Origin of the sequence: Nodularia harveyana UHCC-0300, from assembly GCF_034931085.1 — a bacterium.
Lineage (GTDB): Bacteria > Cyanobacteriota > Cyanobacteriia > Cyanobacteriales > Nostocaceae > Nodularia > Nodularia harveyana.
In genome coordinates this window covers 17,958-43,225 of the sequence record NZ_JAYGHG010000027.1, presented here as the reverse complement: position 1 = coordinate 43,225, position 25,268 = coordinate 17,958, and the positions used below count along the sequence as shown (strand labels likewise).

Sequence of the window (25,268 nt, the reverse complement as noted above, 5' to 3'; positions counted from 1 at the left end):
CGAGGAGGTATGTCAAAAGAACGCTTGCCTAGTCATCAAAATCGCGCGCACGTTGAACGAGTTCGGCAAGTAACCCTTCACGATCGCTCACAGCGCGGGACACAAGTTCGGCGGGACCAGATCCCGAAGTATGCTTATTTCCCCAGACCATCAAATCGACTAGTACCGGAATTAGCTCTAGACCACGCTCAGTTGGAACATATCTACGACTGCGGCCATCGAGGGGATCTCTTCGTCGCTCTAGCACACCACTCTCGATCAAGCGTTCAAGTCGGTCAGTGAGTGTGTTAGTAGCGATACCTTCGCTAACGGCGATTTCTGAAAATGCCCGGCGCTGCACCAATAGCACATCACGAAGCACCACCAGCGTCCATCGGTCTCCTAATAAATCTAGAGCGCAGCTAATAGGGCAATTCGAGCGCGGTGTGTCTTTGCCAGTCGTCATGGATGAGCTACATGGGGGTAAATAGTCTTCAAAGTATAGCTTGCATTTTACCAGTTAAAAAGTTACTCTTGTTTCGCAAGCTAAATCGCTTGTGTTTTGCAAGTTAACTGAATTTGCCATTACTGGCTGGAGGAATAATCATAATGGATCTAAATAAAAAGCGCATTCTCATCACGGGCGGCGGTTCAGGGATTGGATTAGCTATGGCGCGATCGCTCGCATTTGAAGGCGCTCATGTTGTTATCACTGGACGAGATCATAATAAGCTGGTAGCAGCAGCAGCTAACCATCCCAATATTTCTTCCTATGTCTGTGATGTCGCTGATGAGGCGGCTATTATTTCACTGCGAGACAGCATGGATGCAGATGGCGGCACGGATGTGTTGGTAAACAATGCCGGAATCATGCACTCCTTTGATGTCACTCAGGGTTTCCCTCTGGAGAAACAACTGCAAGAAATAGATATTGATGTTTCAGGCCCAGTGCGTCTGGTTCACTATTTTTTGCCAGGGATGCTGCGGCGTGAGTCAGTTATTATCAACGTTAGCTCCGGTTTAGCCTACACACCTTACGCCTCAGCCCCAGTTTACAGCGCGAGTAAAGCATTTTTGCACTCCTACACCCAAAGCTTGCGGGCGCAACTAGCGGACACTTCAGTTCGAGTGGTGGAGTTATTGCCACCTGTTGTTGATACCGAACTGGCTACTGACCTAGATCCGTCATTCCCCCGCATATCACCTGAAAAGTTAGTCGCAGCACTAATTAAAGGACTTAAAAACAATACTGACGAAATTACTCCCGGACAGTCGGCACAACTGAAGTTGATGAGTCGCGTAGCACCAGGATTACTCTTTCAGCAAATGAATAAAAACATCTAACTTCAGCATAGAGAAACTAAATCAGCATGAATAACTGGATAATCTTGGGCGGTCAAAGCACCATAGGATTAGTTCTGTACACATTGATATTTTTCTGGTACGTGCAACCTAGCCTCTCAAAGTTACCCTTTGAAACAGCCGTTTTGCCAATGCTGTTGTTGCACGTTTTTCGATTCGCGGGTTTTACGTTGTTGGCGGTTGGACAGGTAGATCCGTCTTTGCCCCAGGAAGCTCTATCTGCGATCGCCTACGGTGATTTACTAGCTGCCATCAGTGCGTTAATTGCGGCTCTAGCTCTACGAGGACAGTCTAGTTTAGCAGTGCCGTTGATTTGGCTCTTCACCTTGATCGGCTTTGCAGACATCATAAATGTCGGGCGCATCGCCATCAGTCTTGATCTGTTCAATAAATATATCGGCGTGATGTGGTTTGTGGCGATCTTGTTTTTTCCGATCCTGCTGATTGCCCACATTTACATTGTGTATCGTCTCATCAACAAAGGAAACGAGGCGTTGCTTAACTGAGGTATGAAAACCAAAAATTCCCTTACTCAAACTCTTAATCTTTGCGCCTTTGTGTGAGACAGATTCATACTGCCAATGGTCTAGCAACACAATGGCTGTCTCCCTTACTCAGGTTTGGTCTATGGGGCGCTTAGTGTCACTATCCCCTTACAGCTTGTTGCGCTTTTACTCTTATTTCGGACGGTATTTACTGAGGTGTGGGGAAATGAAAAACATAGTAGCCATTATTGCCATTATTGCGATCGCTGCTTTTGCTGGCAACATGATTAATATTGGCATGAGTTATGCAACCTATTGGCAATCCATTGATGCGATCGCATTCATGCAAGATTTCCAGGTTAAATTTCCCCTTCTTTTAGCCCCCACAGCAGCTACCCTTTTACCTGCTTTAATTGCAACTCTGTTGTCTGTTGTTTTCAACTGGAAAAACCCTGTAACCCGATCATTTTGGCTGGTGGCTTTATTTGGATTGTTCATTACCGTAGCAATTACCCTGATTTACCATTTACCAACCAATTTTGCCTTCATGAATCTGGAGTATAGTGCAGCAGAAGCAACCAGTAAATTGCAAACTTGGGTGCTGTTGCATTGGGTACGAGTCGTTGTAGCTATTACGGCCGCAGTCTTTGCAATTTTAGGTTTTAAAAAGTGAGCAAATAAATAAATTTACATTCAAAGGTTATGAAAAAAGTTGTTGTTTGCGGAGCAAGTGGAATGGTTGGAACCAGACTGGTTCAGCTACTCCATGAAAAATCTTGTCCATTGGTGTTAGTGGGGAGAACCTCGCAGCCGCTTAAACAAAAATTTCCATTTGCGGCGGATTGCTATTCCTGGGAGGAATTTTCGGCATCCCCAGTTCAAGAGTTAGGTGTCATCATCAACATTTCGGGTGCTGGTGTGAGTGACCAATCGTGGTCAGATGACTACAAAAAAGTCATGACCGATAGCCGTCTGAATACCACCAACATTTGCGTAGAAGTCTGTAAACGGAATCCAGATATTCGACTGATTAACGCTTCAGCAGTAAGTGCCTACGGATTTTATGACGATGACCACGAGGCGTTTTCCGAAGCTGACAGCGATCGCCGGACAGGAAATTGTTTTTTGCAGGAACTGATTGACCAATGGGAAAGAGCAACGGAGCCAGCCATTGAAGCAGGTAATCCAGTCGCGCTGCTGCGAATCGGGGTCGTATTCGATCGCAGTGGGGGTGGGCTGCCAGCAATGGCAACTCCATTTCGTTATTTCCTGGGTGGAAAATCTGGAACGGGAAATCAAATTATGTCGTGGATCAGTTTGCGCGATTTAGTTGCTGCTATCGGGTTTATTTTTGATCACCCGCAGCTAAATGGACCGATCAACCTTGTTTCGCCAGGGTCATGTAGTAATCGGGTTTTTGCTCAAAGTCTGGGTCAAGCTTTGAACAGACCGAGTTTTGTTTCTGCTCCTGTTTTCTTGATCAAAGCAATTATGGGGCAAATGGGGCAGGAGCTTGTTCTGACGGGGCAGCGCGTCTCACCGAGCAAATTGCTGGATGCAGGCTTTGTATTCCAGGATCAAGACATCAAAAAGTACTTGAGAGAAATTTACCGCCATTAGATTGCAGTTTGATCCAGCATTGAGTTTCTATTCAATTAATTTGAGAGTAATTGCATTTAAAATGCTAATTATCTCTTCTGATTAGAAGGGATAATTTTTTAACTGTTTTTTCATGGAAGCATCACTGAACTTATCTATAATAATCTCCTAAAACCCGATAAGCCTCATTCAATAACCGCATTTTCTCCTCTGCTTGTTGTTTAATTTGCGGGTTGATAAATAAATCAGGATGATATTTTTTAACTAAAGTTTTATAGGTCTGTTTCACTTCAGCCCAAGAAGCACTAGAACGTAAGCCCAAAATCTGATAAGCATGAGCAATTTTGTGTTTTTCCGCCTGGGTTTTAGGTGGTTTAGATGGTGGTTGCTGTTGGCGTTTTTGAGAACCAGGAGAACCCATTTCTGCTTTCAACCTCTCCATTTCCTCATCAATTTCCCAATTACGAAATTTCCTATCTACCTGATGGGAAGGAGGAGAAGTAGTCTGTTTGGGAAATTCTACCCTTGTCTGAGTATTTTTGGTGGATTTAGTTTGCACTTTCTCCCATTTGGGGATATATACACGGTGAGTATTTTGGTTTTTGGGTATTTCTGGATAAGGTTGATAATTTAAAGGTATTTGTAATTTTTCTAATTCAAATAATAATTTATTAAAAGTATTTTGTAATTGCTGCAAATAAGTACGTTTTTCAATAAGGTCTGTTTTCTGGCTAACTGTAAAGCGAATAATTTTATCAGCTTTTTTTTCATACTCAGCTAAATTTGATAAACTTTTAATACTGAAATTAGATAAATAATCTTCAATAGCTATGACACAAATTTTAGCAACCTGCTGATGATATGATTCTTTCGCTAATTGTTGATCTTGTTTTTGAATTTTTTTATTGAATAAATAAGAAATACTCCCAGTTACAGCCCCAACCATAAGGCCACCCAATAACCAACCAATACCACCCATTGCAATTGAACCTGGTTCATTTAACTGATGAGTGTTACCTGGTTTTGGTGGTAAATTGATTTCCGGTTGACTAGGGAAGCGAATTAATAAATCTTCTGGTCGTTCTTCTTTAAAGAAATCATAAGCATCATATAGCCATTTAATTACCGCTAACCGCAACTGGTCGAAGTCTTTTTTTAGAGTGTTATTTTGCCAAAGATTAAATTTATTTTCGGCTAATGCAACTGCACCATCAGTTTGATATTTTTGTAATAAGTTAGGTAGCTGTAGCCAATCAGATAACTCTTTTATGCTTTTGCTAAAACCTTGACTAATTAAGTTAGCAGCTTTTTCTTTAATCAAAAATTCCTGATTGTGTTTATGATCAATAACTATGATTTCATCTAAGAGAGGGTCAATCTTAGCTTTCAATGATACCTGAATTTGAGATGCGATCGCCTGCACTCTCTTTAACCGCATACCTCCTTTATTTTGTTGTAAAATATCCACAATACTCTGCAAAGCTGTTTCAAAACCAGTCAAACCGCTACCATTAGCCGCAGCCACATCACCCTTTAATCTGGCGCGTAAAGCAGGTAAAGCATCAACCCGATATAAATTACTAAAACCTGGCGGTAAATCTGTACGAAAACTTTCGGCGACAAATAACAAGCGATTTTGTACTTGTTTCTGTTCTTCTGGTTCCAGTAAATTCAGGAAATTAGCGACAAAAATAACTGTTTTAATTCCTCTATCAAATAACCAATCACCTAAATTTTTCCGTTCACCTAAAGTCATCAACTGACGTGCATCTAATAACTGAACTACTAAATCGACACCTAAAAGTGTATCTTTAACTAAATTATCGTGAGCTTCCTGGTCATTAGTTCCTGGTAAATCAATAAATTCTACACCAGTTTTTAATAGGGGATGAGGATAAAAAACTTCTACGGAGGCGACATCCTTTCGCATTTGCCTATTACTATCAAGAATAGCAAAATCCTGTAAAATCTCTGTTCCACTGCGGTCAACTTCTGTACCATCTACCAATATAATCCGAGTTCGCACATTAGAACCATACTTAACAGTAATCATTGCACCTGTACTCGGAATTAAATTAATTGGTAAAGTGCGACTTCCCAAGACGGCATTTAATAAAGTAGACTTCCCATAATTAAAAGGGGCAAAAACGGCAATGCGAAAACTGGGATTAACTAAATGATTACAAACAGTCATAATCTCTTCATGAAATGATGACTGCGCCTGTAAATTTAGTAGTGTAGATGCAGACTTCAGAGAATCAGCTAAATTGCGATAATCTTGATTTTTTTGTGGCATATTTAAGGACTTGGCTTGAGTGCATTTTTCTAAACCTAGTTGAGAAACTCGTTCTAAATCATGAATAAATTTGTCAGTGTAATTAACGAGATTTTTCTTCGGAATCAAAAAATAGTTTGTAAGACATCCAGATTAATGCAGAGATAATCACTATCGTCGCAATTGCTGAAGCTATTCTCACAGCAACTAAGGCTGTAACACCGAGAAAAAATAATTTCCCCCCAATCACAATTGTTTGTATCCAGGATTTTTTGGGTTTATCTGGTTGATGTTTGACTGTTTGATGAATAGGTAAGTTAATATCAGCTTCCATTTCCCGTAGTCGGACTTCAACTTCCCGTTCCCGTAATTTCCGTTCTCGTTCCTCTATTTCTCTATAGCGATTATCTGGAGATGTCATCAGTTTTGACTCGCTCTAAAATAATGAAATGATCACAAATGTAACTATTGTATATTATTTGACAATAGATAAAATAACCACTGTAAAACTGCTTCTAACTGAACTATTGAGAAGCCAGAGTTTAGATTCAACTTCTTACACTTACATTCCAGAAATATAGAATATAAAAAATATTTTAGTCTCATATCGAGTTTTAGAGAAGAAGTTTTCAGTGAGAGTGTGTATGGTGTATTAGGATTTTGGTGGCAGAATTTGTCAAAATTACCACCGCAATACGCCAAAATTTTCATATAACAGCACTCAGGAACGTCAAAATGGATATCAAAAATGGATTTGTCGGTAGCGTTGGTAACACACCCCTGATTCGCTTAAATAGCTTTAGTGAAGACACAGGTTGCGAAATCTTGGCTAAGGCAGAATTTCTCAATCCGGGGGGTTCGGTGAAAGACCGCGCTGCACTTTATATTATTGAAGATGCGGAAAAGAAGGGTTTACTTAAACCTGGTGGGACTGTGGTGGAAGGAACCGCAGGGAATACGGGAATTGGTTTAGCGCATATTTGCAACGCTAAAGGTTATAAATGCCTGATTATTATTCCTGATACCCAATCCCAAGAAAAAATTGATGCTCTCAGAACCCTGGGTGCAGAAGTGCGTCCTGTGCCGGCGGTTCCCTACAAAGACCCGAATAACTATGTGAAACTATCGGGGAGAATTGCGGCGGAGTTAGATAATGCTATTTGGGCAAATCAGTTTGATAATTTAGCTAACCGCCTCTCCCACTATGAAACTACGGGGCCGGAAATTTGGCAACAGACAAGCGGTAAAATTGATGGCTGGACTGCTGCAACTGGTACTGGTGGTACTTTTGCTGGGGTGTCTTTGTATTTAAAGTCGCAGAATCCCGATGTGAAATGTGTGGTGGCTGACCCGATGGGTAGCGGATTGTATAGCTATATCAAAACTGGTGAAATGAAGATTGAAGGCAGTTCGATTAGTGAAGGTATTGGAAATAGCCGTATCACTGCGAATATGGAAGGCGCACCTATTGATGATGCTATCCAAATAGATGATACAGAAGCTTTGCGGGTGGTTTATCAACTGTTGCGGAAAGATGGGCTATTAATGGGTGGTTCTACGGGTATTAACGTTGGCGCTGCGGTGGCGTTAGCAAAGCAAATGGGGCCAGGACATACTATTGCAACTATTTTGTGTGACAACGGTTCTCGGTATCAGTCGCGCATTTTCAACCCGGAATGGCTGGCTTCTAAGGGATTAGCTATTAGTGATTAGAAAGCTCTATTGACCAAGGCTACTCTGTACACACAATAGGGGAACTGAATTTCTACTTAAATCCGGTTTTTCGGGAAAGTCTCTTTGGATGTGTGTACACCGTAGCTTACTCAGGAGAGGAGCAGGAATCAAGGTATCTACCACTGATAAAATCAATGTCAAATATCAGTAAATCATGTAATTTTCCGGAAATCGACCCTAAGAGTGGTTCTAAATGTGTGCGAGTATGCCAAAATCGCACCTGTAAAAAACAAGGTGCAACGGAGGTATTAACGGCTTTTGTGGCTTTAGAAATTTCCGATGTGACGGTAATGGCTAGCGGCTGTTTAGGACAATGTGGTAATGGACCAATGGTGCTGGTTTTACCGGATATGGTCTGGTATTGCGGGGTGAGACCTGATGAAGTACCTCTGGTGGTGGAACAACATTTGTTAGGCGGTGAATGTGTGAAAAAAATGCTCTACTCTCGATTTCATACTGAGAAGTAAGTATATTTAAAATATAAATTACTACAGGGAGGCATCTATGAATATTCAGCAGTTACGTCAATCTGTAAAAGTTAAGTGGCTAAGTTACTATGAGCAAAATCGTTCTTGGCTGGTGAAAATGAGGGTTTGGGGTAGTTATGATGGTCTGCGCCGTCCTTTTTCTGGGTTTATTTTGGCTACTTTGTCGGTTTTAGAGCCACAGTTTAATGAGGTGATTTCTTTTATTCTGAGTCTGAATAACAATCCTGATGAGATAGTTTCGGCTTTAGGTCTGAATTTTAATCCTGATGATGAGTTAAGTTTAAGTAGTTCAGAGGATTCTGTATCTACAACTGAGTGGGATGAGGAGGCTGTACCTGTGGTTACAGTGGCTTCTCAGCTTGCGCCGGCTGAAACTCTGTGTTTGAATTTACCTAGATTAGATCAATTTGTGACAGCATCGAGGGAAAATTCTGAGATTGTCACCACAGAAAAACGGGTTTCATCGGTTGCAGTTGCGACTAAGTTAGTAAATTCTCGTAAACGATTGTCTGGTTTACTACTAGAAGTTCCAGCAGTGCGATCGCCTTTAGCAATTACTATTGAGGTGTTGAACAAAACCAAAACTCTACCCTCCCGAAAGTTTGAAGATTCACCGTTGGCTCCTGTACCGATGAGGTTTTGCAGTCTTCTACTCCAGCTAAATTGTTTAATCGGGGTTTTATTTTTACGCCAGTGTCTTCAAACCCCAGTTTCCCGCCATAATCATGGTCAAATATCACCCAAACTCAAAGACGCTCCCCATCTAGGGAATTTATTACATAGTCATCACGCTTCTAGTCTGGCTGCTTGGGTAGATGAGTGTTGTCAGGGTAAAGAATACAACCCAGAAGCAGCTATTCCTATCCGAGTTTAAACTATATTATTCTATAAATTTATGAAAAAAACCAGAAAGTCTCTGCTGTTGGCTTTTGGGACATTGCTGTTAATTATCTTCATGCAGTTCATCGCACCTGTTACCGCCGAAGAATCGACTGCATCTGTGATTATTGACACTACCAATACACCTGTAAAAATCGAGGCTGAGGAAACTCCACCACAACCTGAGTTACCTAAACTCAGTCCAGAGGAATTGGCTCGTCAGCAAAAACTCATAGCAGCAGATCAGCTTTTTTCAGCAGGAAAAATCGCTGAAGCCGAACAGCTATATCGTCAGGTAAAAGAACCTTTCACCACAAAATTTACAGACCCAGAAAGGAAATTTGCAATACTTGACCCTGAGCAACTTTCTCCAGCCGGTCGAGTATATTGGCGGGAATCGGCGGCGGGAATTGCTAATAATTTGGAAACCAGAACTATAGTACCTCTGCAATTATTGGTAGAACAATATCCGGAATTTATTCCTGGTCATATTCGTTTTGCAGAGGTTTTAAAACAATACAATCGCCCAAAAGAATCACTGGATGTATTGGAGCGTGCAGTTTCTCTTTATCCCCAGGAATCAACTTTAATTCAAGCGAGAGTAGCTGCATTAGTTGAGGCTGAAAAATGGATGGAAGCGTCTTTAACAGCGCGTCAATTTGCACTACTAAATCCTGATCATCCTCAATCTGCAAAATTTCAAGATTTAGCTGCTAAAAATTTGCGTAACTTCAAGTCTCACATTAATTCAGAGATTCGAGGTAATACGATCACAAATATAATTACAGGTGCTTTAGGTTATGCAGTTACTGGTAGTATTCTAGGTCCTTTTTCGGCGATTGATTCTACTGTTATGTTGTTAAGAGGTGAATCGTCTATCGGTGAATCAATAGCAACACAGGCAAAAAAACAGTGGAATTTAATTGAGGATGAAACTGTCACAGCTTATGTGAATGAAATTGGTCAGAAATTGGTTAATGTTGCGGGAAGGGATGATTTTAAATATGAATTTTTTGTAATTCCCGAAGAAGACCTGAATGCTTTTGCACTACCTGGCGGTAAAGTTTTTATTAATGCTGGGGCGATCGCTAAAGCCAATTCAGAGGCGGAATTAGCTGGTTTAATTGGTCATGAATTAGCTCACACAGTCCTATCTCATGGCTTCCAATTAGCGACTCAAGGAAATCTGATTGCTAATATTACCCAGTATTTACCTCTAGGTGGTAATATCGGTCAACTATTTGCCCTTAGTTATAGCCGAGAAATGGAACGTCAAGCTGATAATATGGGGACACGTTTGATTGTGGCTGGTGGATATGCTGCTGATGGTTTGCGTAATTTAATGGTGACGTTAGAAAAGGAACAGAAAAATTCTATTCCTCTGTGGTTATCTTCTCATCCAGGTGGTAATGAACGGGTGAGTTATTTAGAAAGTTTAATTTCCCGTAGTAATTATAATCGCTACTCTTATGAGGGAGTTGAGCGACATTTACAAGTACAAGCGCGGGTACAACAACTAATGCAAGCAAAAAAAGCACAAGAAGAAAAAAAATCGGGTTCTTGATGAATCAAAAATCCCCAATTATACGTCACTTAAATTATCAACTTCCTACTCGATGGACACTGGGCAATAATTTATGTCTTTACAAACTTTAAAAGTCGTATTTTTGAGTAGTCTTAGTTTATCTTTGTTGTTGGGTAATTCTGCGGCTTTAGCTCAATTTAATGATGGTAATTCTGGTGCTATTGTTGTCCCCACAATACCTTCAGGGGGTACATCAGCGCCTATAGATGCACCAATAAATACACCAACAAATATACCTCCTGTGACTAGTGGAACTCGGTTTAGTTGTCAGTTTTATAATGGACAATATACCGTTATGTATCAACCACAAAATCAGTCAGGAGAGTTTTTCCCTTGGGCGGCTCCTCGAGCTTTAGGTGATGGCTGGAATCCCCAAAGACGCTGTGAAGCGATCGCCAGTCGCTTAGAAGTATATCGCCCGGATGGTTTACAGGAACTGCAAATAGCTGTAGAAAATAATGAAAATATTGTCTGTGTAACTACGGAGAATAATCCTTTCTGCCGGATTGTGCTAACAGTACCCCCTGAAAAAGATCCTTATGCGGTACGTAATGACGTTTTCCAAAACTTGATGACGGCTGATAATGGACAACAAACTCTACCTGTGAATACTTATGGCGCTAATCGGGGAGGGGTGAATGACTTATACAATTTAGGTCGCACGCTGTTAGGTGGTGGTAATAATCGCCCCACTGCATCTAGTAAAGCTGGAATCAATTTGAAACCTTACCTCGCACCTGAAGATGGTGGGACTCTGCGAAGTGGCGCAGTTAGTAATCCTCAGTCTCAACCTGCTAGTCCAGGACGTTTGAATCCTGGTAATTTCCGCTAATACAGTGATTTGTAGCGATCGCACCTTGCAGATATTGTAGTCTCAGTAGGCGATCGCTCATCCACACTCATAAAAACTCTCTGCGACTCTGCGTGACATTCACAGGACTTACGCAACAATTGCCGAAAATCTTGATTTATAGAACCGCCAAGCCGCCAAGAACGCCAAGAAAATGTAGATTATGCGTAAGTCCTAATTCAATCAAAAGCCTGAATTAAAGCCTTCCCCTTCAGCATAGCCTCCTCAAATTCCCCTTCCGCATCAGACAAAGCCACAATACCACCGCCAACACCAATAGAAGTACCATTAGGCGTGAAAACCGCAGTCCGAATCACAATATTTAAATCTGCTGCACCATTCAACCCCAAAAACCCAATCGCGCCTGAATAAACCCCACGGGATTCTTGCTCCAATTCATCAATAATTTTCATAGTTCTAATTTTTGGCGCACCTGTCATCGAACCACCAGGAAACGCCATTTTAATACAATCAGTTGCAGTCATATCTGAGCGCAAACAACCCCGAATCGTACTAACAAGTTGATGCACCGTAGCATAAGTTTCTATATCCATCAACTTTGTAACTTGAATGCTACCAACTTCACAAACTAAGCCTAAATCGTTGCGTAACAAATCCACAATCATTAAATTTTCGGCGCGGTCTTTTTCGCTATTCTGCAATTGTTCACGTAGTATGTGATCTTCTTCCGGAGTCTGTCCCCGCCTAGAAGTTCCTTTAATCGGCTTCGTTTCCACCCATCCGACGCGGTCAATGCGTAAAAACCTTTCTGGAGATGAACAGGCAATACAAACCTCACCAAAGCGCAAAAATGCCGAATACGGGGCTGGATTAACTCGGCGTAAACGGCGATAAAATTCCAGTGGATTAGGAGTGCTATCTGTATAAAACTTGTTAGTTAAACAAATTTGGTAACTTTCACCCTCCTTAATTTCCCTGAGACATTGATTAATATCATTGATATAAGTCTCATGAGAACGACTGAGGCGGAAAACTATCGGTTCTTGACTAAGCGGTTGAATAGGCGGAAGCGGCGCTAATGTGCAGAGTTGTTTCTCTGTTGACTCCAACCAAGTTTCGGCTTGTGTCCTTTGATGATTTTGAGTCAGACATACTAAATATATAGTTTCCTCTTGATGGTCAAACACAATCATTTGATCAGCTAAGAGAAACATCGCATCAGGAAGGGACGCAGAATGGACTAACTCAGAACCACATTCCGCCTTGAGTTCATAACCAAAGTACCCCACAAACCCACAATGGAAATCAAAAGGTAAGTTATCAGATATACACTTTCTCTGATTAATTTCCCGTTTGAGATAGTCAAAAATACTTTCTGTGCGGCGTGTCACAGTACCTAACTGAGTAATAGATATTTCTTGACTTTGGGTACAATACTCAATCAACAAGCTATTTAAACCACCACTTCCTCCCATAAAGGAGAAACGAGAAACACCGGATTCCACTAAGCTGCTATCCAGCCAAAAGGCGTGAGTATCTTCCGCAAACAAATTTACAAACACCTGTTCTGCATCAGGATAGATATCTAATTTTTTACTACAAACTTCATACTGAGAATGAACGGAAGCTGGGGAAGGGGGAGCAGGGGAAAACTGAGGGTAGTGGAAGTCCAACCCCCAAAATTGCTCCGTAATATCTCGGAAATTTTCTAACAGCTTCCAGCCGTATTCTGTACAAATGGATTCTGGGTGAAACTGCACTCCCCAAAATGGTAAATGTCGATGACGCAGCGCCATGATTAGCCCTTCTTCGGTCCAAGCTACTTTTTCTAAACAGTTAGGTAATTCTTCTGCAACTATCAAAGAATGGTAGCGGACAACGGAAAAGCCTTGGGGAATTTCGCGGAATAATTCAGATTGATTGTGATATATCTGACTCAATCGCCCGTGTCTGACTTCCGGCGCATGAATCACAGTTCCGCCATAGACATGGGCTAGTCCTTGATGACCAAGACAAACCCCAAGTATTGGTACATCTAGATTTTGTATCACTTCTCGGCAGATACCAAAGTCTTCAGCTTTTTCTGGGCGACCAGGACCGGGAGAAATGACAACATTATCAAATGTCAATTTAGTTACATTCTCCCAGTCAAGTTGATCGTTACGAATCACTAGGGGAAGTTCTCCATTGACTTGGGCGATCATCTGATAAAGGTTAAATGTATAGGAATCGTAGTTATCAATGATCAGCGATCGCACTTAATATTTCCCCTATGTGTATAGCCAGTTTAGAAAGGAATGTCATCTGGGTCTGGTTCTTGCTCTGTGACTGGGGGATAACTGCTGCGCTCCAAATTTGCGGGCGGAGGTGTGGGTACAAAGTTTGTGGGTTGGGGCGGAACGCTAACGGGAGTGGTAACGGGGGCGCTGACTGGGGCTGGGCTTGGTAAAGGTTGTGGGGGTGTGGAAGTGACAGTTGATGATGGGCTGAAATTACTTCCTAAAGACTGAATCTGTTGTACTGTTAGCTCGGCGCGTTTTTCTTTAAAACCTTCTTGACGATCCACAGTATGCATTCCTAACCTTCCGGCTAAGAGGACGCGATCGCCTTGATGGTAATTTTGCTGAATTTCTGTAGCCATATTCCCCCAGCCAACCACCTTTAAAGTAACTAACTGGTCTTCTGTGCGTTGGGAATTAGGAAACTGCACCAACATCTCCGTAATGGCTAAGTTATCTGCTGTGTAACGTAACTGTGGTTCTTGAATGATTTCTGCCATTAAAACGCAGCTATTCATAAAATCCTCCTGTCTAGAAAAGTTGTTGACTAAGAAATAGGGTTTTGATTACGGAAATATTTGTAAATCTGCCTGAATAAATTCCTAGCATAGACTTATAGTGTCTTTTTTAGCATAAAAGCCAAGCGACAGTTTTGAACAGCATTTGGGATACCATTCGCCACTGCGCCTGACTAAATTGAGTATTGATTCCTGCATGAGTAGTACAAGTATACCATTAAGTAGCAGAAAAAATACATTGCTAAACTAAAGTGCGAAATGCCAAAAATACCTTCCTACCTTTGCGCCTTTGCGCCTAACGCACTTCGTGCTTCGCTTGCGCTGATGCGTGACACAAATCCATATTCTGATTAACTTTTGACATGAACTGGAAAAAATCCCCAGCCAATAAACCGTCCTGCAAAGTCAACAAACCTCTCTCTGGCTGAAAAGAGTTAATATGACGCTAGCAGACGAAATTAAAACCTATGACTCAAGATTTTGCCATATTAAAGCGGATATATAACACATTTGACCCATTCCGACCCCTACCTGCTGGAGATCCGGCTTATGTGGATTGTTCAGAAGTGCGCGGAGATGGCGACATCTTGGTAGAAGTGGGGAAAGAAATTTTGCTGTCCGACAGAATGACCTCTCAACTATATGCGGGTCATCGAGGTGCTGGTAAATCAACGGAATTGTTGCGACTTCAGCAATATTTAGATGAAAAAGGTTGCTTTGTAGTCTATTTTGCTGCTGATGAAGAAGATATTGATCCAGAAGATGCCCAATATACAGATATTCTTTTAGCTTGTACACGTCATTTATTGAGGGCGTTAAAAGATAATGCTAATCCAGTTAGTTTATTGAACTGGTTAAGCGATCGTTGGCAAGATTTAAAAGATTTAGCACTGACTGACGTATCTCTAGAGAATTTAGATAAAGAAGAGCAAATTGACCAGTTTGCTCGAATCACAGCTAATCTGAGAACTGAATCCAGCCAACGCCAAAAAATTCGTGAGTGTGTCAATTCGCATACAATTACTTTGATTGATGCATTGAATCAGTTCATTAAAGATGCCAAAAATAACTTACCTGAGGGTTATTCTCAGCTAGTCTTAATTGCTGATAACCTAGATCGGATTGTACCCATACTGCAAGAAGGTGGACGCAGCAATCATGAGCAAATTTTTCTAGACCGCAGTGAACAACTGCAAGCTTTAGATTGCCATCTGATTTATACAGTGCCAATTTCTTTACTGTATTCTAATCGTGCTGCTGATTTAAGTAATATTTACGGAAATACTCAGGTATTACCCATGATTATGGTGCGAAACCCCGAAAATGAAAAGTATGAACTAGGAATTAATAAACTTACTGAATTATTACAAAAACGTCTGGATTCAATAGACCCTAACCTCTCCATTGTTGATATATTTGAAGAACGTCAAGCATTAGAGGCAATATGCTTGATGAGTGGAGGTCATCTGCGAAATTTATTATTATTAATGAGGGAAGCTCTTAAATACACTGACACCTTGCCAATTCCTAACAAAGCCATACAACGTTCAATTAGCGAGTTAAGAAATACATATCGCAATACAGTTCTTGCTAATGAATGGGAAGCACTAGCAACAGTTCACCATTCTAAAGATATAGAGAATGATCAACTGTATCGGGGATTATTATTCAATCGCTGTATTTTGGAATATCGCTATTTTGATAAAGATGGAGAAAGTGAAACTTGGTATGATGTTCATCCCATTATAAAGGGAATTAAAGAATTTCAAGAAGCGATGTCTTATCAAGAATTAATGAGATCTTTACACCAAACAGATGGAATTGATAATATAATGCTTCAAGGATTAAGTAATACTGCTAAATTATATAAAGAATATATAGATAATCAGGATTATGAGAAGGTAGCTGATACAGCTAATTCTGCTTATGAAATGTTAAAAACAACGGCTCATTCTCTTAATAAGAATAGTGAGGTTTATAGCAGAGTAATTGCTTTGTCTGAATATTGGAGGTTAAATAGAGATTTATATGCTTTGAGGAGTAACTTAAAATGATGATGCAAATAAAAGACGCAATTTTATTCCTAAGTTCTGTGAGAGGAGTAATTAAAGATATTAAAAATGCTGCTAATACTGTAGCAGTTGTGTCATTAGGTTTTTTGAAAATTACTACTAATAAAAAGTTGAATGAACTACAAGAAAAAATTGGTACTCTTGAGAACAAAGTCAACTCTGGGTTTCCCCAACTTAAGTCACTAATTTTATCATACTCGGAAATAAAAACATCCGTGGCAATTGCAAGGGCATTAGCAGATAAAATGGCTGAGTTGGCTGCGATTGCACCATCTGTAATTCCTAGTTCTACAGTAGTATTTGTAAATCAAGCACCAATTGAATTTAACCAAGTTGTGACAAAGCTGCATGAGCTTCCAGGACTTGACACATCGGAAGCAGGTGAATTATTTGGAAAGCTAGATAATATTGAAAAACTACTCATGAGATTGCAATATATTGTTGATCAAGGTGGAATGTCAAATATTGAAAATAAGTCTAGCGATGTTACAAGAATTTTTCGGGAAATATCAAATAATTATGCAGGCATAGAAGCTAAATTAGCAAAACTTATAAATCAAAAAATACTAAGCGGTTTTGACTCTAATTCGTGAAATGCTTGTATGTGCAAGGCTACGCACCAGAAGACGAAGGACTTTATGAAGACTATCCAAGCAGGTGAATTTTAGGCATCTGAAATTACAAGCGCTCCTTAAAAGAATAATTCCAAATAATTATTATGTCACAGCTTAAAATCGAGTATCCAGAAACTTTACCAGATGCCCTTCAGCAAACCAGAGAAGAATTTGAGCAAGAGGCAAAAATGGCAATGGCAGTCAAACTATTTGAAATGAAACGAATTTCTTCTGGTTTAGCTGCACAGTTAGCAGGTATAGATAGGGTAAGTTTTTTGCTTAATTTACATCGTTATGGTGTGGCGATGATTGATTTAACACAAGAGGAACTTTTATCTGACTTAAATAATGCCTGAAACGAATATAATTGTTACCAACACAGCACCACTTATTTCTATAGTAGCGGCTACAGGAGATTTACGCGTTCTTCAAACTTTATATACCCAAGTTTTGGTTCCTTTTGAAGTGGGACAAGAAATACTCGCAGGAGGTACAAGCGGATTTGCTGTGAATGAGTTTGAAGATGCTAATTGGCTAGAAAAAATGCCAACACCTTTAAATCATATTTCTCCTTTCTTACTAAATTCTCTAGATTTAGGAGAGGCTTCTGTAATCCAACTTGCTATCAATGAAAATATCCCCACTGTGTGCATTGATGAAGCTGTTGGTAGACGAGTTGCTAGGTTAAGCGGTCTTTCTCTTACAGGTACTATTGGTATTTTGTTACGTGCCAAGCAAGAAGGATATTCTATTAATATTAAAGAAGCAATTCACAGAATGATTGTTCGCGGAATTAGGTTAAGTGAAACTTTGATTAATTTTGCACTCCAACAAGCTGGTGAAATAGATGTTTAAATTTGTTGCTTCACCCACTTCTAAAGTTTTTGGTATTAGATCAAATCCTCAGCAGCAACAACGGATATCTCTTCAAGAAATTGCTCGATTACCTGTAACAGAACGACACAAAATACTAGCACCTTTTATTGCCGCCACAGCCGAAGATTTTTTGAATGACCCGGAATTAACAGAGTTTGCCGTTTTGGATGGTGAAGACTGGGAAATTGATTTAACAAAAGAAGAACTTTGATCTGAATTAACGAATACCTGCATTTAGCCTGCGTAGGCAGGCTTTCTCTGTGTAGCCCCAAACTTCTAGTCTGAGGGTTCTAGAGAAAATTTCCCCAAAAATAAAGATTCCCACCCCCAAAAGAAAGAGTTTGCAGGCAAAAGGCTGTTGTAAAATAGACATAAGTAAGCATTCGGGGGACCATTTATTGGTCATAAACGCCTATAGAAACTATTTTTGGCAATCTCCAAGGATTAAAATCCAGTCAGCTGAAGCAACTACAGCGACTGTACCACCAGCGCATCGCAGGCGATCGCCTCATCACCTCTGAGTTCGCCCAGCGTCTGGCAGCAATTAGCACAGAAATCAATCAGCCTGTGTGTGCCTACCTCAACCGTCGCGGACAAGTTATGCGTGTAGGGGTAGGTACACCACGTCAAACCCAAATCCCACCGCTAGAACTGCCTCGTTACGGTGCAGAACGTCTGAGCGGTATTCGTTGTATAGCTACCCATCTCAAGCCAGAACCGCCCAATGAATCGGCACTGACAGCAATGGCACTGCAACGCTTAGATGCTCTGGTTGTCATAAATATCACTGGCACTGGATTTACACGGCGTGGTGGTGGTTCCACTGGCTACGTGAAAGAAACCTATTTGGCTCACTTAATATCGAACAATCAACAATTAGTTTCAAATCAGCCATCAGCAACTAACCAAAAGTTACCAGAAGAATCTTCCTCAAAGAAAAATGTGGCTCAAGACTCAGGGCTTTACTCTAGCGTATCACCGCCGATGAGTTTAGACGTGCTATCACAGCAGGATTTTCTCGACTTGGTGGAAGGTCTGGAAGCAGAATTTCAACGGGAATTTGTCGCCCAAGAAGTAGACGCTGATCATGACCGGGTATTGATTGTGGGTGTAATTACTGAAAAAACAACTCCTCAACGATTCCAGGACACCATATTGGAATTAGCCAGATTGGTGGATACGGCTGGTGGTGATGTATTAGAAACACTACAACAAAAGCGATCGCGCATTCATCCACAAACCGTAGTTGGTGAAGGTAAAGTTGAAGAAATCGCCCTCACCGCCCAAACCCTGGGAGCTAACCTCGTTGTCTTTGACCGTGACCTCTCACCCGCTCAAGTCCGTAACTTAGAAAGAAAAATTGGTGTCCGGGTAGTAGACCGCACCGAAGTAATTTTAGATATCTTTGCCCAACGCGCCCAGTCCCGTGCTGGTAAATTGCAAGTAGAACTGGCGCAGCTAGGATATATGATGCCGCGACTCAGTGGTAGAGGTCTGGCTATGTCCCGGTTAGGTGGTGGTATTGGGACTCGTGGCCCTGGTGAAACTAAACTGGAAACAGAACGCCGGGCGATTCAAAAACGCATTTCCCGACTGCAACAAGAAGTTAACCAGTTACAGGCACATCGTTCCCGGTTACGTCTGAGACGGCAAAATCAGGAAGTTCCCTCTGTGGCTTTGGTTGGTTATACCAACGCGGGTAAATCTACCTTGTTGAATGCTCTCACCAACGCCGAAGTTTACACCGCCGACCAGTTATTTGCCACCCTTGACCCCACCACCCGCCGCCTTGTAATTGCTCATGGTAATGCTGGTGAAACTCAGGAAATTCTCTTGACAGATACAGTAGGTTTTATACACGAACTGCCCGCCTCTTTAATGGATGCCTTTCGCGCCACCTTAGAGGAAGTCACAGAAGCTGATGCTTTATTGCATTTAGTTGATTTGTCTCATCCGGCTTGGTTGAGCCATATTCGTTCAGTCAGGGAAATTTTGGCACAAATGCCGGTAACTCCCGGCCCCGCACTGGTGATTTTTAACAAAATTGACCAAGTTGATAGTGCTACACTGGCGATCGCTCAAGAAGAGTTTCCCCTAGCTGTGTTTATTTCCGCAAGTCAGCGATTAGGATTAGAAACCCTCCGCCATCGTCTGACCCAACTGATTGAATATGTTGTAGACACCCGTTGAATCTGATCCCCTTTTTTGGGGAATACTACTGCAAATCCTTAGTCTAGAGGCTAGTTGCTGTTTCCGCTAAAATAAAAAAGTCTTAAATCTCATAAAAGCCCTTATGACTGCGAAAGTTGAAATTTATACTTGGAGTTATTGCCCGTTTTGCATCCGTGCTAAAAGTTTGTTGAGCAAAAAAGGTGTTGATTTTAGCGAATATTGCCTTGATGGAGATGAGGCGGCACGGGATAAAATGTCCGAAAGAACTAATGGTAGACGCTCAGTACCACAAATTTTTATTAATGATCACCATATCGGTGGTTGTGATGATCTCCAAGCCTTAGAAAGTGAAGGTAAATTGGATGAGTTGTTAGCTCAATAGTGTGTAGTTAGAGACAAGATGACCGCAGTTTTCATTCAGAGCAAGTTTCACGCCATCAAAATAACTGATAGGGATTACTGATAACTCAGAACTGATCTGACTAAGCTACGCAAACAGCTATTGTTTGAGAGGTGTCGCATTAAGCTAAGGTAATCTGAGAAATCCTGGTAATTGAGGCAAACAAAGTGAAATTAGCTTTTATTATTGATCCTATCAATCGGCTTGATCCTGGTCATGATACTAGCGTTGCTCTGATGGAAGCAGCACAAATCTTAGGTCATGAAATTTGGGTAACTCAGACAAATTTACTCAGTGTAGTCAATAGCAAGGCTTGGGCTATTTTACAGCAGGTGGAATTGGTTCCAGTGCAGTTAGTTGAGGGACGGTGGATAGCTGCTAATCCTTGGTATAAATTGAGCGATCCCTGCTTTACTTCTCTAGAATCAATGGATGCGGTGTTTATGCGTACAGATCCACCTGTGAATGATTCTTATCTCTACGCCACCTATACTCTTGACTACATCGACCAAAACAAAACTCTAATAGTTAACAGTCCCAGTGGTATCAGAGAGGCAAATGAGAAAATGTATGCCCTTCAGTTTACCAAGGTAATTCCAGAAACTATTGTTAGTGCAGATAAACAGTTAATTTGGAAGTTTGTTGAGGCTAAGGGAGCAGCAATTATCAAACCATTGGGTAACAAGGCTGGGGAAGGGATTTTATTTTTAGAAGCTGGCGATCGCAATTTTAATTCCATTGTAGAACTAAGTACACTCCGTGGTCGATTACCAGTCATGGTGCAAACTTATTTACCAAAAGCTAAAGAAGGAGACAAGCGGATTATTCTCCTAAATGGTGAACCCATTGGGGCGTTGAATCGCCTTTCTAGCGGTAATGACTTTCGGAATAATATGGCCGCTGGTGGTACTGTGGCTCAAACTAGCATTACTCCCAGAGAGCAAGAAATTTGTACAGAACTAGCCCCCAAGTTACGTCAAGACGGCTTAATTTTTGTCGGTATTGATGTTATCGGCGGTTATCTGACTGAAGTTAACGTTACCAGTCCCACGGGCATTCGTGAAATTGACCGACTAGATGGGACTCGCTTAGGGGAAGAGGTCATTTCCTGGATTTCCCAAACTTTGAAAAACTAAGATAATTTACCTGAGTTGAATTACTTTCCTGGTTTTTTTTCAGGATTTTAGGTGATCTCCATTAAATAACAGCGATCGCATTCTTGAGGCAAGTCTTTTGACTTTGATTTCCCACAATAGAGATATCTGAGTCATTAGACTCCTCCCCAAGTTGATGTGATTTATGAATAGCGTAGGAAAATTTGATCACCAATTTACTGATTCAGGGATAGCAATAAGATTACTGACCCCTGACCGTGGTGAAACTAGATAACTATGAGATTTTATACAACATTCAGATCAATCTGAGACTATAAAATTCCTCTAAAACTTTGATTTCTCAGTAATTAATTCCGTGGTGTACGCCGATTTCGTAGAAAGTCAGGAATATCTAATCCCATTTTCTCTTTAGGTTCAGCCACTGGTGTCGAGGGATTAACTCCTGGTTGCTGCGGAGTTGAACGCTTAGGAGTAGGAGTGACTTTAGGATTAGCCACTACATTTTGGGTGGCTGCTGCCGGTATTTCACCTGTGAATCCAGTCGCAATTACCGTAATTCTTACTTCGCCTTGAAGTCTGTCATCAATTACCGCTCCAAAAATAATATTGGCATTGGGATCAACTACTTCATATATAGCTTCGGCAGCTGCATTCACTTCATGTAAAGTCAGATCACTACCACCAGTAATATTAAATACAACCCCTCTTGCTCCTTCAATAGAACATTCCAGTAGAGGTGAAGAAATAGCAGCGATCGCCGCTTCTCTAGCTCTTGACTTTCCAGAACTCACACCTATTCCCATTAATGCTGACCCTGCATCTGCCATCACCGCTCTCACATCGGCAAAATCAACGTTTACCAAACCAGGAATGGTAATAATATCAGAAATCCCTTGTACACCTTGACGCAGCACATCATCTGCATAGCGAAAAGCTTCTTGTACAGGGGTTTGCTCTGGTATAACCTCCAGCAACTTATTATTGGGAATAATAATTAGTGTATCTACTCTACTTTTCAGTCCTTCAATACCTTGCTCCGCTTGGGTAGTACGGCGGCGACCTTCAAACACAAATGGCCGTGTCACCACACCCACAGTCAAAGCACCCATTTCTTTGGCTACTTCTGCCACAATCGGGGCTGCACCTGTTCCAGTACCGCCTCCCATCCCAGCAGTAATAAATACTAAATCAGCACCTTCTAAAGCCGTAGCAATCTCATCTCGTGATTCCTCAGCCGCCTTTTGACCAATAGCTGGATTACCACCCGCGCCTAAACCTCGTGTGAGTTTCTGTCCAATTTGCAACCGACTAGGCGCACCAGCCAAAGTCAAAGCTTGAGCATCAGTATTAATTGACCAAAACTCTACCCCTGAGACATCAGACTCAATCATGCGGTTAACCGCATTTCCACCACCACCACCAACACCAATTACTTTGATATTGGCAACCCGACCTGGAACAATTTCACCAATACGGTTATTTTCCGTAGACATCTTTTTACTATCATGGTTTTGTCCAAAGTTCAGCCCAGAGTTGTTAAAGGGGTTATTCGAGTTAACAGCGAGCGGAAACCCCGGCTGTCCCGCAGATTCGGAATTTTTATAGGTAAGCCCTTGGTTATTGTCAAGTGTCATTAGATTTAGAGAGGTAGATAAACGACTTTTTCAGGTGTGATGCACCAGATCCTCCGAGTCGAGGAAGCCCCTGGTTTAAAATATTCTGACTTAAGAGTCAACTATAGTTTGACACTGCCAAAATTTCTGGCACTGTTCTTTATTTTGATCATGAACAACTTTGTTCATGGGAAAGCTGATTACGGTATCAGTCTAAGTACGCAATGCCGGAGGTTATCGCACAGCTAATTCTACAGAAGTATACTTAAATTTAATTAAAATTGATCTGTATAACTTCAAGGAGATATTAATATCTTCTCTATTATGTTACTGATTTAATACATAATTACTCCATTTTTTTTGGTTAATGCTTCAGATTAACAGATGTTTCTAAGGTTTTTGGGAGTTAAGGTTTTGACTACCTTGGTTCAACTGTACTAAAGGAGATACCGGATTTTTCAAATCAATATACTGTATTTGACTAAAATCTATTTTTGCAGATAGATATCGCATTTGGGCTAAAACTTTGATTTGCTCAGTTAACTTAGAACTCACAGCACCAAGATGTACATCTCCTAATTCTGTTGTTAAAATTATATTTGTGGGATCTTGCCAATCAATTTCCGTGATTTTCACTGAGCTTTGACTTAATACTGGATAAACTTGACTCCAAGCAGATCGATACTGTTCTGGTGAGCCAATTATTTTGAGTGTTGGCAGTTGGCGGCTGGGATTAAGTAATTTATATTTGTCTAAGGGTATCAAAATCCCGCTAGCATCTAATAAGTCTCCAGGAGACTTTTGCTGAGGACTCTGAGCTATAGCCACAGCCAGCCGTTCTTGAACTTCGATGGTTAATCCAGGAGGAAAAAGGCGGCGGTTGACAGTTGCTTCTGCAATAGTCGGTTGCTGCTTCAAGGAATTGGCGATCGCATTTGGTTGAATCCGCCATAAAGACTGAGGATAAGACATCACCAGTAATGACTGCATCACCGATGGAGATAAGACTTGATCACCTGATTTGATCACAATTTGCTTGGGAGTATTTAGCACCCATATCGGTTGCAGTGCCACCCATAGCAAACCACCAGCCAGACCACTAAGGGCAGCAGTGCGCCAAAGAGCCTGAATTATTTTCATCTGCTGTTGCCGACGTATTTTTTTTCGGCGCTGGGCTAAATCTTTTTGAGAAACTGATACTATACCAGCCATTCAAACCTCTGTTTGCAGTCAAATTATGGAGTAAGCTCGGAACATTGAGATTAATAAATCAAATTAAATTGGCCGTATTTAGTTTAAACCGAATGTAACTCTTTTCGCAGGTGATGGCGATTACTATCTCCTAAAAATTTCCCTAAGAAATTACTGACTAACACAATATGTAACATTTGCACCATAAATACTGACATCCGGGTGCAGTAAATGCCGAGTTAATTACCTCTTGGCATCACCGGACAGAAATTTTTGCCATATTAACAGATGGTTAACGAGAAGAGTAGATACCAGAATCTGTCATCAGCAAGGATAAACTTTTTTGTGAGTGGAAATAATCCATTCTGATAGTGACAGATAATACATGGTATTGCTCACAACCCCTGAACCTTAGATTTATGAGTTAAGAGTTATGAAGAGCAATAAAATTTTAATTCAGAACTCAAAACTTGATTTAGCCTACCGATTCAAGGTGCGATCGCTCTCCCATATATCATTTTCCTCAACCTGATCATTTTCCAGTGCGCCTGGTGGCAAAGTACCTAAAAAAGCTTTTAGTCTCATCCGCCCAATGTAAGGCCAGCCTCCTTCAGACTCAATATCTTTGAGTAAAGAATATAGTTTCTGGCGGTTATCAGGCAAACTTTCCTGGAAAGCACTATCGCGGATATCTCGATGCAACTGTTCTAAATGACGCAGCAACGCTAAAAGAGCGATGGTATCTCCTTGAGAAATTCTCGCTACATCATGCACTGCCGTGGCGATCGCTTGCAATTCTGCCGATAACTTCCCTGATTCAAAATTTTTGCCGTTGGTCATACAACAATCTCCGTGTAAATGAGGCCTACTCAAATTTACCGAAGAATCTTCGCTTTTATTCGTGGTTAAAAATTTTCCACTGCATAAATAAATATATAGACCACATAAAAATAAATCTTTACAACCCACAACTGAGTCAGAGAGACAGTTTCAAGGTTAAACATCCTTTTTAAATATCAACAACCTTAATTCCCTCAAAAACACCATAATCAGGTGTAGGACAACATCCAAGACAGCAAAACGTCATTAAGTATTTTTATATAAGACTAGAGAGCTTTGATCTTGAGTTAAAAAAAATCGTATGATCTGGCTAATTTCCCTATAAAACAATGGACTGTATCTGTATGTAATGACAACAGGTCAGATCATACAGCACCATTT

25 protein-coding genes and 1 pseudogene are annotated in these 25,268 nt (G+C 41.0%); 18 read left to right on the top strand and 8 right to left on the bottom strand.

The window, feature by feature from the left end; translation table 11 throughout:
- Nucleotides 1-28: 28 nt before the first annotated feature.
- Entirely contained in the window at nt 29-340 is a 312-nt protein-coding gene (locus VB620_RS20885) for a winged helix-turn-helix transcriptional regulator (protein WP_407674228.1), read from the bottom strand.
- On the opposite strand from VB620_RS20885, the gene VB620_RS15300 reads away from it, so the two are divergent.
- The 5 genes from VB620_RS15300 to VB620_RS15280 all read left to right on the top strand — a co-directional run bounded on the left by VB620_RS15300 (nt 285) and on the right by VB620_RS15280 (nt 3,446).
- Nucleotides 285-470, top strand: a complete 186-nt coding sequence (locus tag VB620_RS15300) for a hypothetical protein (protein ID WP_323197015.1) — start codon at nt 285-287, stop codon at nt 468-470. The two genes, VB620_RS20885 and VB620_RS15300, sit on opposite strands and share 56 nt — an antisense overlap.
- Before the next feature lie 118 nt (nt 471-588).
- The gene (locus VB620_RS15295; protein WP_323197014.1) at nt 589-1,323 is read left to right on the top strand and encodes an SDR family oxidoreductase; all 735 of its coding nucleotides are present in this window, start codon (nt 589-591) and stop codon (nt 1,321-1,323) included.
- 26 nt (nt 1,324-1,349) lie between these two features.
- Nucleotides 1,350-1,847 (top strand): hypothetical protein, encoded by a 498-nt coding sequence (locus VB620_RS15290; protein WP_323197013.1) that lies wholly within the window; start codon nt 1,350-1,352, stop codon nt 1,845-1,847.
- 205 nt (nt 1,848-2,052) lie between these two features.
- Nucleotides 2,053-2,499 (top strand): DUF1772 domain-containing protein, encoded by a 447-nt coding sequence (locus VB620_RS15285; RefSeq protein WP_323197012.1) that lies wholly within the window; start codon nt 2,053-2,055, stop codon nt 2,497-2,499.
- Between the two features lie 29 nt (nt 2,500-2,528).
- Nucleotides 2,529-3,446, top strand: a complete 918-nt coding sequence (locus VB620_RS15280) for a TIGR01777 family oxidoreductase (protein WP_323197011.1) — start codon at nt 2,529-2,531, stop codon at nt 3,444-3,446.
- Between the two features lie 130 nt (nt 3,447-3,576).
- On the opposite strand, the gene VB620_RS15275 is transcribed toward VB620_RS15280, so the two are convergent.
- Nucleotides 3,577-5,721: a dynamin family protein gene (locus VB620_RS15275; RefSeq protein ID WP_323197045.1), complete on the bottom strand. Its 2,145-nt coding sequence runs from the start codon at nt 5,719-5,721 to the stop codon at nt 3,577-3,579.
- A gap of 82 nt (nt 5,722-5,803) precedes the next feature.
- Complete coding sequence (locus VB620_RS15270; protein WP_323197010.1) at nt 5,804-6,121, bottom strand: hypothetical protein; 318 nt, start codon at nt 6,119-6,121, stop codon at nt 5,804-5,806.
- A 314-nt stretch (nt 6,122-6,435) separates the two neighbouring features.
- Here VB620_RS15270 and VB620_RS15265 point away from each other — a divergent pair, with 314 nt between their 5' ends.
- From VB620_RS15265 to VB620_RS15245, 5 genes are all read left to right on the top strand, one after another.
- The gene (locus VB620_RS15265; protein ID WP_323197009.1) at nt 6,436-7,413 is read left to right on the top strand and encodes a cysteine synthase A; all 978 of its coding nucleotides are present in this window, start codon (nt 6,436-6,438) and stop codon (nt 7,411-7,413) included.
- A 155-nt stretch (nt 7,414-7,568) separates the two neighbouring features.
- The gene (locus tag VB620_RS15260; RefSeq protein ID WP_323197008.1) at nt 7,569-7,901 is read left to right on the top strand and encodes a (2Fe-2S) ferredoxin domain-containing protein; all 333 of its coding nucleotides are present in this window, start codon (nt 7,569-7,571) and stop codon (nt 7,899-7,901) included.
- A 37-nt stretch (nt 7,902-7,938) separates the two neighbouring features.
- A complete protein-coding gene (locus VB620_RS15255) occupies nt 7,939-8,796 on the top strand; it encodes a DUF5331 domain-containing protein (protein ID WP_323197007.1) in 858 nt (285 codons plus the stop codon).
- A gap of 21 nt (nt 8,797-8,817) precedes the next feature.
- The gene (locus VB620_RS15250) at nt 8,818-10,365 is read left to right on the top strand and encodes a M48 family metallopeptidase (RefSeq protein ID WP_323197006.1); all 1,548 of its coding nucleotides are present in this window, start codon (nt 8,818-8,820) and stop codon (nt 10,363-10,365) included.
- 73 nt (nt 10,366-10,438) lie between these two features.
- The gene (locus VB620_RS15245) at nt 10,439-11,218 is read left to right on the top strand and encodes a COP23 domain-containing protein (RefSeq protein ID WP_323197005.1); all 780 of its coding nucleotides are present in this window, start codon (nt 10,439-10,441) and stop codon (nt 11,216-11,218) included.
- Nucleotides 11,219-11,415: 197 nt separating this feature from the next.
- Here the strand turns inward: VB620_RS15245 and pabB are convergent, their stop codons facing one another.
- Nucleotides 11,416-13,455: an aminodeoxychorismate synthase component I gene (pabB, locus tag VB620_RS15240; protein WP_323197004.1), complete on the bottom strand. Its 2,040-nt coding sequence runs from the start codon at nt 13,453-13,455 to the stop codon at nt 11,416-11,418.
- Nucleotides 13,456-13,484: 29 nt separating this feature from the next.
- Nucleotides 13,485-13,994: a single-stranded DNA-binding protein gene (locus tag VB620_RS15235; protein WP_323197003.1), complete on the bottom strand. Its 510-nt coding sequence runs from the start codon at nt 13,992-13,994 to the stop codon at nt 13,485-13,487.
- 467 nt (nt 13,995-14,461) lie between these two features.
- Here VB620_RS15235 and VB620_RS15230 point away from each other — a divergent pair.
- The 8 genes and pseudogenes from VB620_RS15230 to gshB form a co-directional block, all read left to right on the top strand.
- Nucleotides 14,462-15,775: pseudogene (locus tag VB620_RS15230) on the top strand (ATP-binding protein); the annotation flags it as partial.
- Nucleotides 15,776-16,044: 269 nt separating this feature from the next.
- Nucleotides 16,045-16,659, top strand: coding sequence for a hypothetical protein (locus VB620_RS15225; protein WP_323197002.1), 615 nt, complete (start codon nt 16,045-16,047; stop codon nt 16,657-16,659).
- Nucleotides 16,660-16,781: 122 nt separating this feature from the next.
- Nucleotides 16,782-17,036: a UPF0175 family protein gene (locus tag VB620_RS15220; RefSeq protein ID WP_323197044.1), complete on the top strand. Its 255-nt coding sequence runs from the start codon at nt 16,782-16,784 to the stop codon at nt 17,034-17,036.
- The gene (locus VB620_RS15215) at nt 17,029-17,535 is read left to right on the top strand and encodes a DUF3368 domain-containing protein (protein ID WP_323197001.1); all 507 of its coding nucleotides are present in this window, start codon (nt 17,029-17,031) and stop codon (nt 17,533-17,535) included. The genes VB620_RS15220 and VB620_RS15215 overlap by 8 nt, the downstream gene beginning before the upstream one ends.
- On the top strand, nt 17,528-17,767 hold the full coding sequence (locus VB620_RS15210; protein ID WP_323197000.1) for a hypothetical protein: 240 nt from the start codon (nt 17,528-17,530) through the stop codon (nt 17,765-17,767). The genes VB620_RS15215 and VB620_RS15210 overlap by 8 nt, the downstream gene beginning before the upstream one ends.
- Nucleotides 17,768-17,970: 203 nt before the next feature.
- Nucleotides 17,971-19,746: a GTPase HflX gene (gene hflX, locus VB620_RS15205; protein WP_323197043.1), complete on the top strand. Its 1,776-nt coding sequence runs from the start codon at nt 17,971-17,973 to the stop codon at nt 19,744-19,746.
- Between the two features lie 103 nt (nt 19,747-19,849).
- Complete coding sequence (gene grxC, locus VB620_RS15200; RefSeq protein ID WP_323196999.1) at nt 19,850-20,110, top strand: glutaredoxin 3; 261 nt, start codon at nt 19,850-19,852, stop codon at nt 20,108-20,110.
- Nucleotides 20,111-20,295: 185 nt separating this feature from the next.
- Nucleotides 20,296-21,264, top strand: coding sequence for a glutathione synthase (gene gshB, locus VB620_RS15195; RefSeq protein WP_323196998.1), 969 nt, complete (start codon nt 20,296-20,298; stop codon nt 21,262-21,264).
- A 326-nt stretch (nt 21,265-21,590) separates the two neighbouring features.
- Here the strand turns inward: gshB and ftsZ are convergent, their stop codons facing one another.
- The 3 genes from ftsZ to VB620_RS15180 all read right to left on the bottom strand — a co-directional run bounded on the left by ftsZ (nt 21,591) and on the right by VB620_RS15180 (nt 24,887).
- The gene (ftsZ, locus tag VB620_RS15190) at nt 21,591-22,877 is read right to left on the bottom strand and encodes a cell division protein FtsZ (protein ID WP_323196996.1); all 1,287 of its coding nucleotides are present in this window, start codon (nt 22,875-22,877) and stop codon (nt 21,591-21,593) included.
- A 369-nt stretch (nt 22,878-23,246) separates the two neighbouring features.
- Nucleotides 23,247-24,068, bottom strand: a complete 822-nt coding sequence (locus tag VB620_RS15185) for a cell division protein FtsQ/DivIB (RefSeq protein WP_323196994.1) — start codon at nt 24,066-24,068, stop codon at nt 23,247-23,249.
- Nucleotides 24,069-24,527: 459 nt separating this feature from the next.
- A complete protein-coding gene (locus VB620_RS15180; RefSeq protein ID WP_323196993.1) occupies nt 24,528-24,887 on the bottom strand; it encodes a hypothetical protein in 360 nt (119 codons plus the stop codon).
- Between the last annotated feature and the right edge of the window lie 381 nt (nt 24,888-25,268).

What these genes read in the sequence shown, in the direction of transcription:
- VB620_RS15245 (WP_323197005.1), top strand. Translation starts at nt 10,439, where the DNA reads ATGTCTTTACAAACTTTAAAAGTCGTATTTTTGAGTAGTCTTAGTTTA.
- VB620_RS15290 (WP_323197013.1), top strand. Translation starts at nt 1,350, where the DNA reads ATGAATAACTGGATAATCTTGGGCGGTCAAAGCACCATAGGATTAGTT.
- VB620_RS15275 (WP_323197045.1), bottom strand. Translation starts at nt 5,721, where the DNA reads ATGCCACAAAAAAATCAAGATTATCGCAATTTAGCTGATTCTCTGAAG.
- VB620_RS15280 (WP_323197011.1), top strand. Translation starts at nt 2,529, where the DNA reads ATGAAAAAAGTTGTTGTTTGCGGAGCAAGTGGAATGGTTGGAACCAGA.
- VB620_RS15285 (WP_323197012.1), top strand. Translation starts at nt 2,053, where the DNA reads ATGAAAAACATAGTAGCCATTATTGCCATTATTGCGATCGCTGCTTTT.
- VB620_RS15260 (WP_323197008.1), top strand. Translation starts at nt 7,569, where the DNA reads ATGTCAAATATCAGTAAATCATGTAATTTTCCGGAAATCGACCCTAAG.
- ftsZ (WP_323196996.1), bottom strand. Translation starts at nt 22,877, where the DNA reads ATGACACTTGACAATAACCAAGGGCTTACCTATAAAAATTCCGAATCT.
- VB620_RS15235 (WP_323197003.1), bottom strand. Translation starts at nt 13,994, where the DNA reads ATGAATAGCTGCGTTTTAATGGCAGAAATCATTCAAGAACCACAGTTA.
- VB620_RS15270 (WP_323197010.1), bottom strand. Translation starts at nt 6,121, where the DNA reads ATGACATCTCCAGATAATCGCTATAGAGAAATAGAGGAACGAGAACGG.
- VB620_RS15215 (WP_323197001.1), top strand. Translation starts at nt 17,029, where the DNA reads ATGCCTGAAACGAATATAATTGTTACCAACACAGCACCACTTATTTCT.
- VB620_RS15225 (WP_323197002.1), top strand. Translation starts at nt 16,045, where the DNA reads ATGATGATGCAAATAAAAGACGCAATTTTATTCCTAAGTTCTGTGAGA.
- VB620_RS15210 (WP_323197000.1), top strand. Translation starts at nt 17,528, where the DNA reads ATGTTTAAATTTGTTGCTTCACCCACTTCTAAAGTTTTTGGTATTAGA.
- VB620_RS15180 (WP_323196993.1), bottom strand. Translation starts at nt 24,887, where the DNA reads ATGACCAACGGCAAAAATTTTGAATCAGGGAAGTTATCGGCAGAATTG.
- VB620_RS15295 (WP_323197014.1), top strand. Translation starts at nt 589, where the DNA reads ATGGATCTAAATAAAAAGCGCATTCTCATCACGGGCGGCGGTTCAGGG.
- VB620_RS15255 (WP_323197007.1), top strand. Translation starts at nt 7,939, where the DNA reads ATGAATATTCAGCAGTTACGTCAATCTGTAAAAGTTAAGTGGCTAAGT.
- grxC (WP_323196999.1), top strand. Translation starts at nt 19,850, where the DNA reads ATGACTGCGAAAGTTGAAATTTATACTTGGAGTTATTGCCCGTTTTGC.
- VB620_RS15265 (WP_323197009.1), top strand. Translation starts at nt 6,436, where the DNA reads ATGGATATCAAAAATGGATTTGTCGGTAGCGTTGGTAACACACCCCTG.
- VB620_RS15250 (WP_323197006.1), top strand. Translation starts at nt 8,818, where the DNA reads ATGAAAAAAACCAGAAAGTCTCTGCTGTTGGCTTTTGGGACATTGCTG.
- VB620_RS15185 (WP_323196994.1), bottom strand. Translation starts at nt 24,068, where the DNA reads ATGGCTGGTATAGTATCAGTTTCTCAAAAAGATTTAGCCCAGCGCCGA.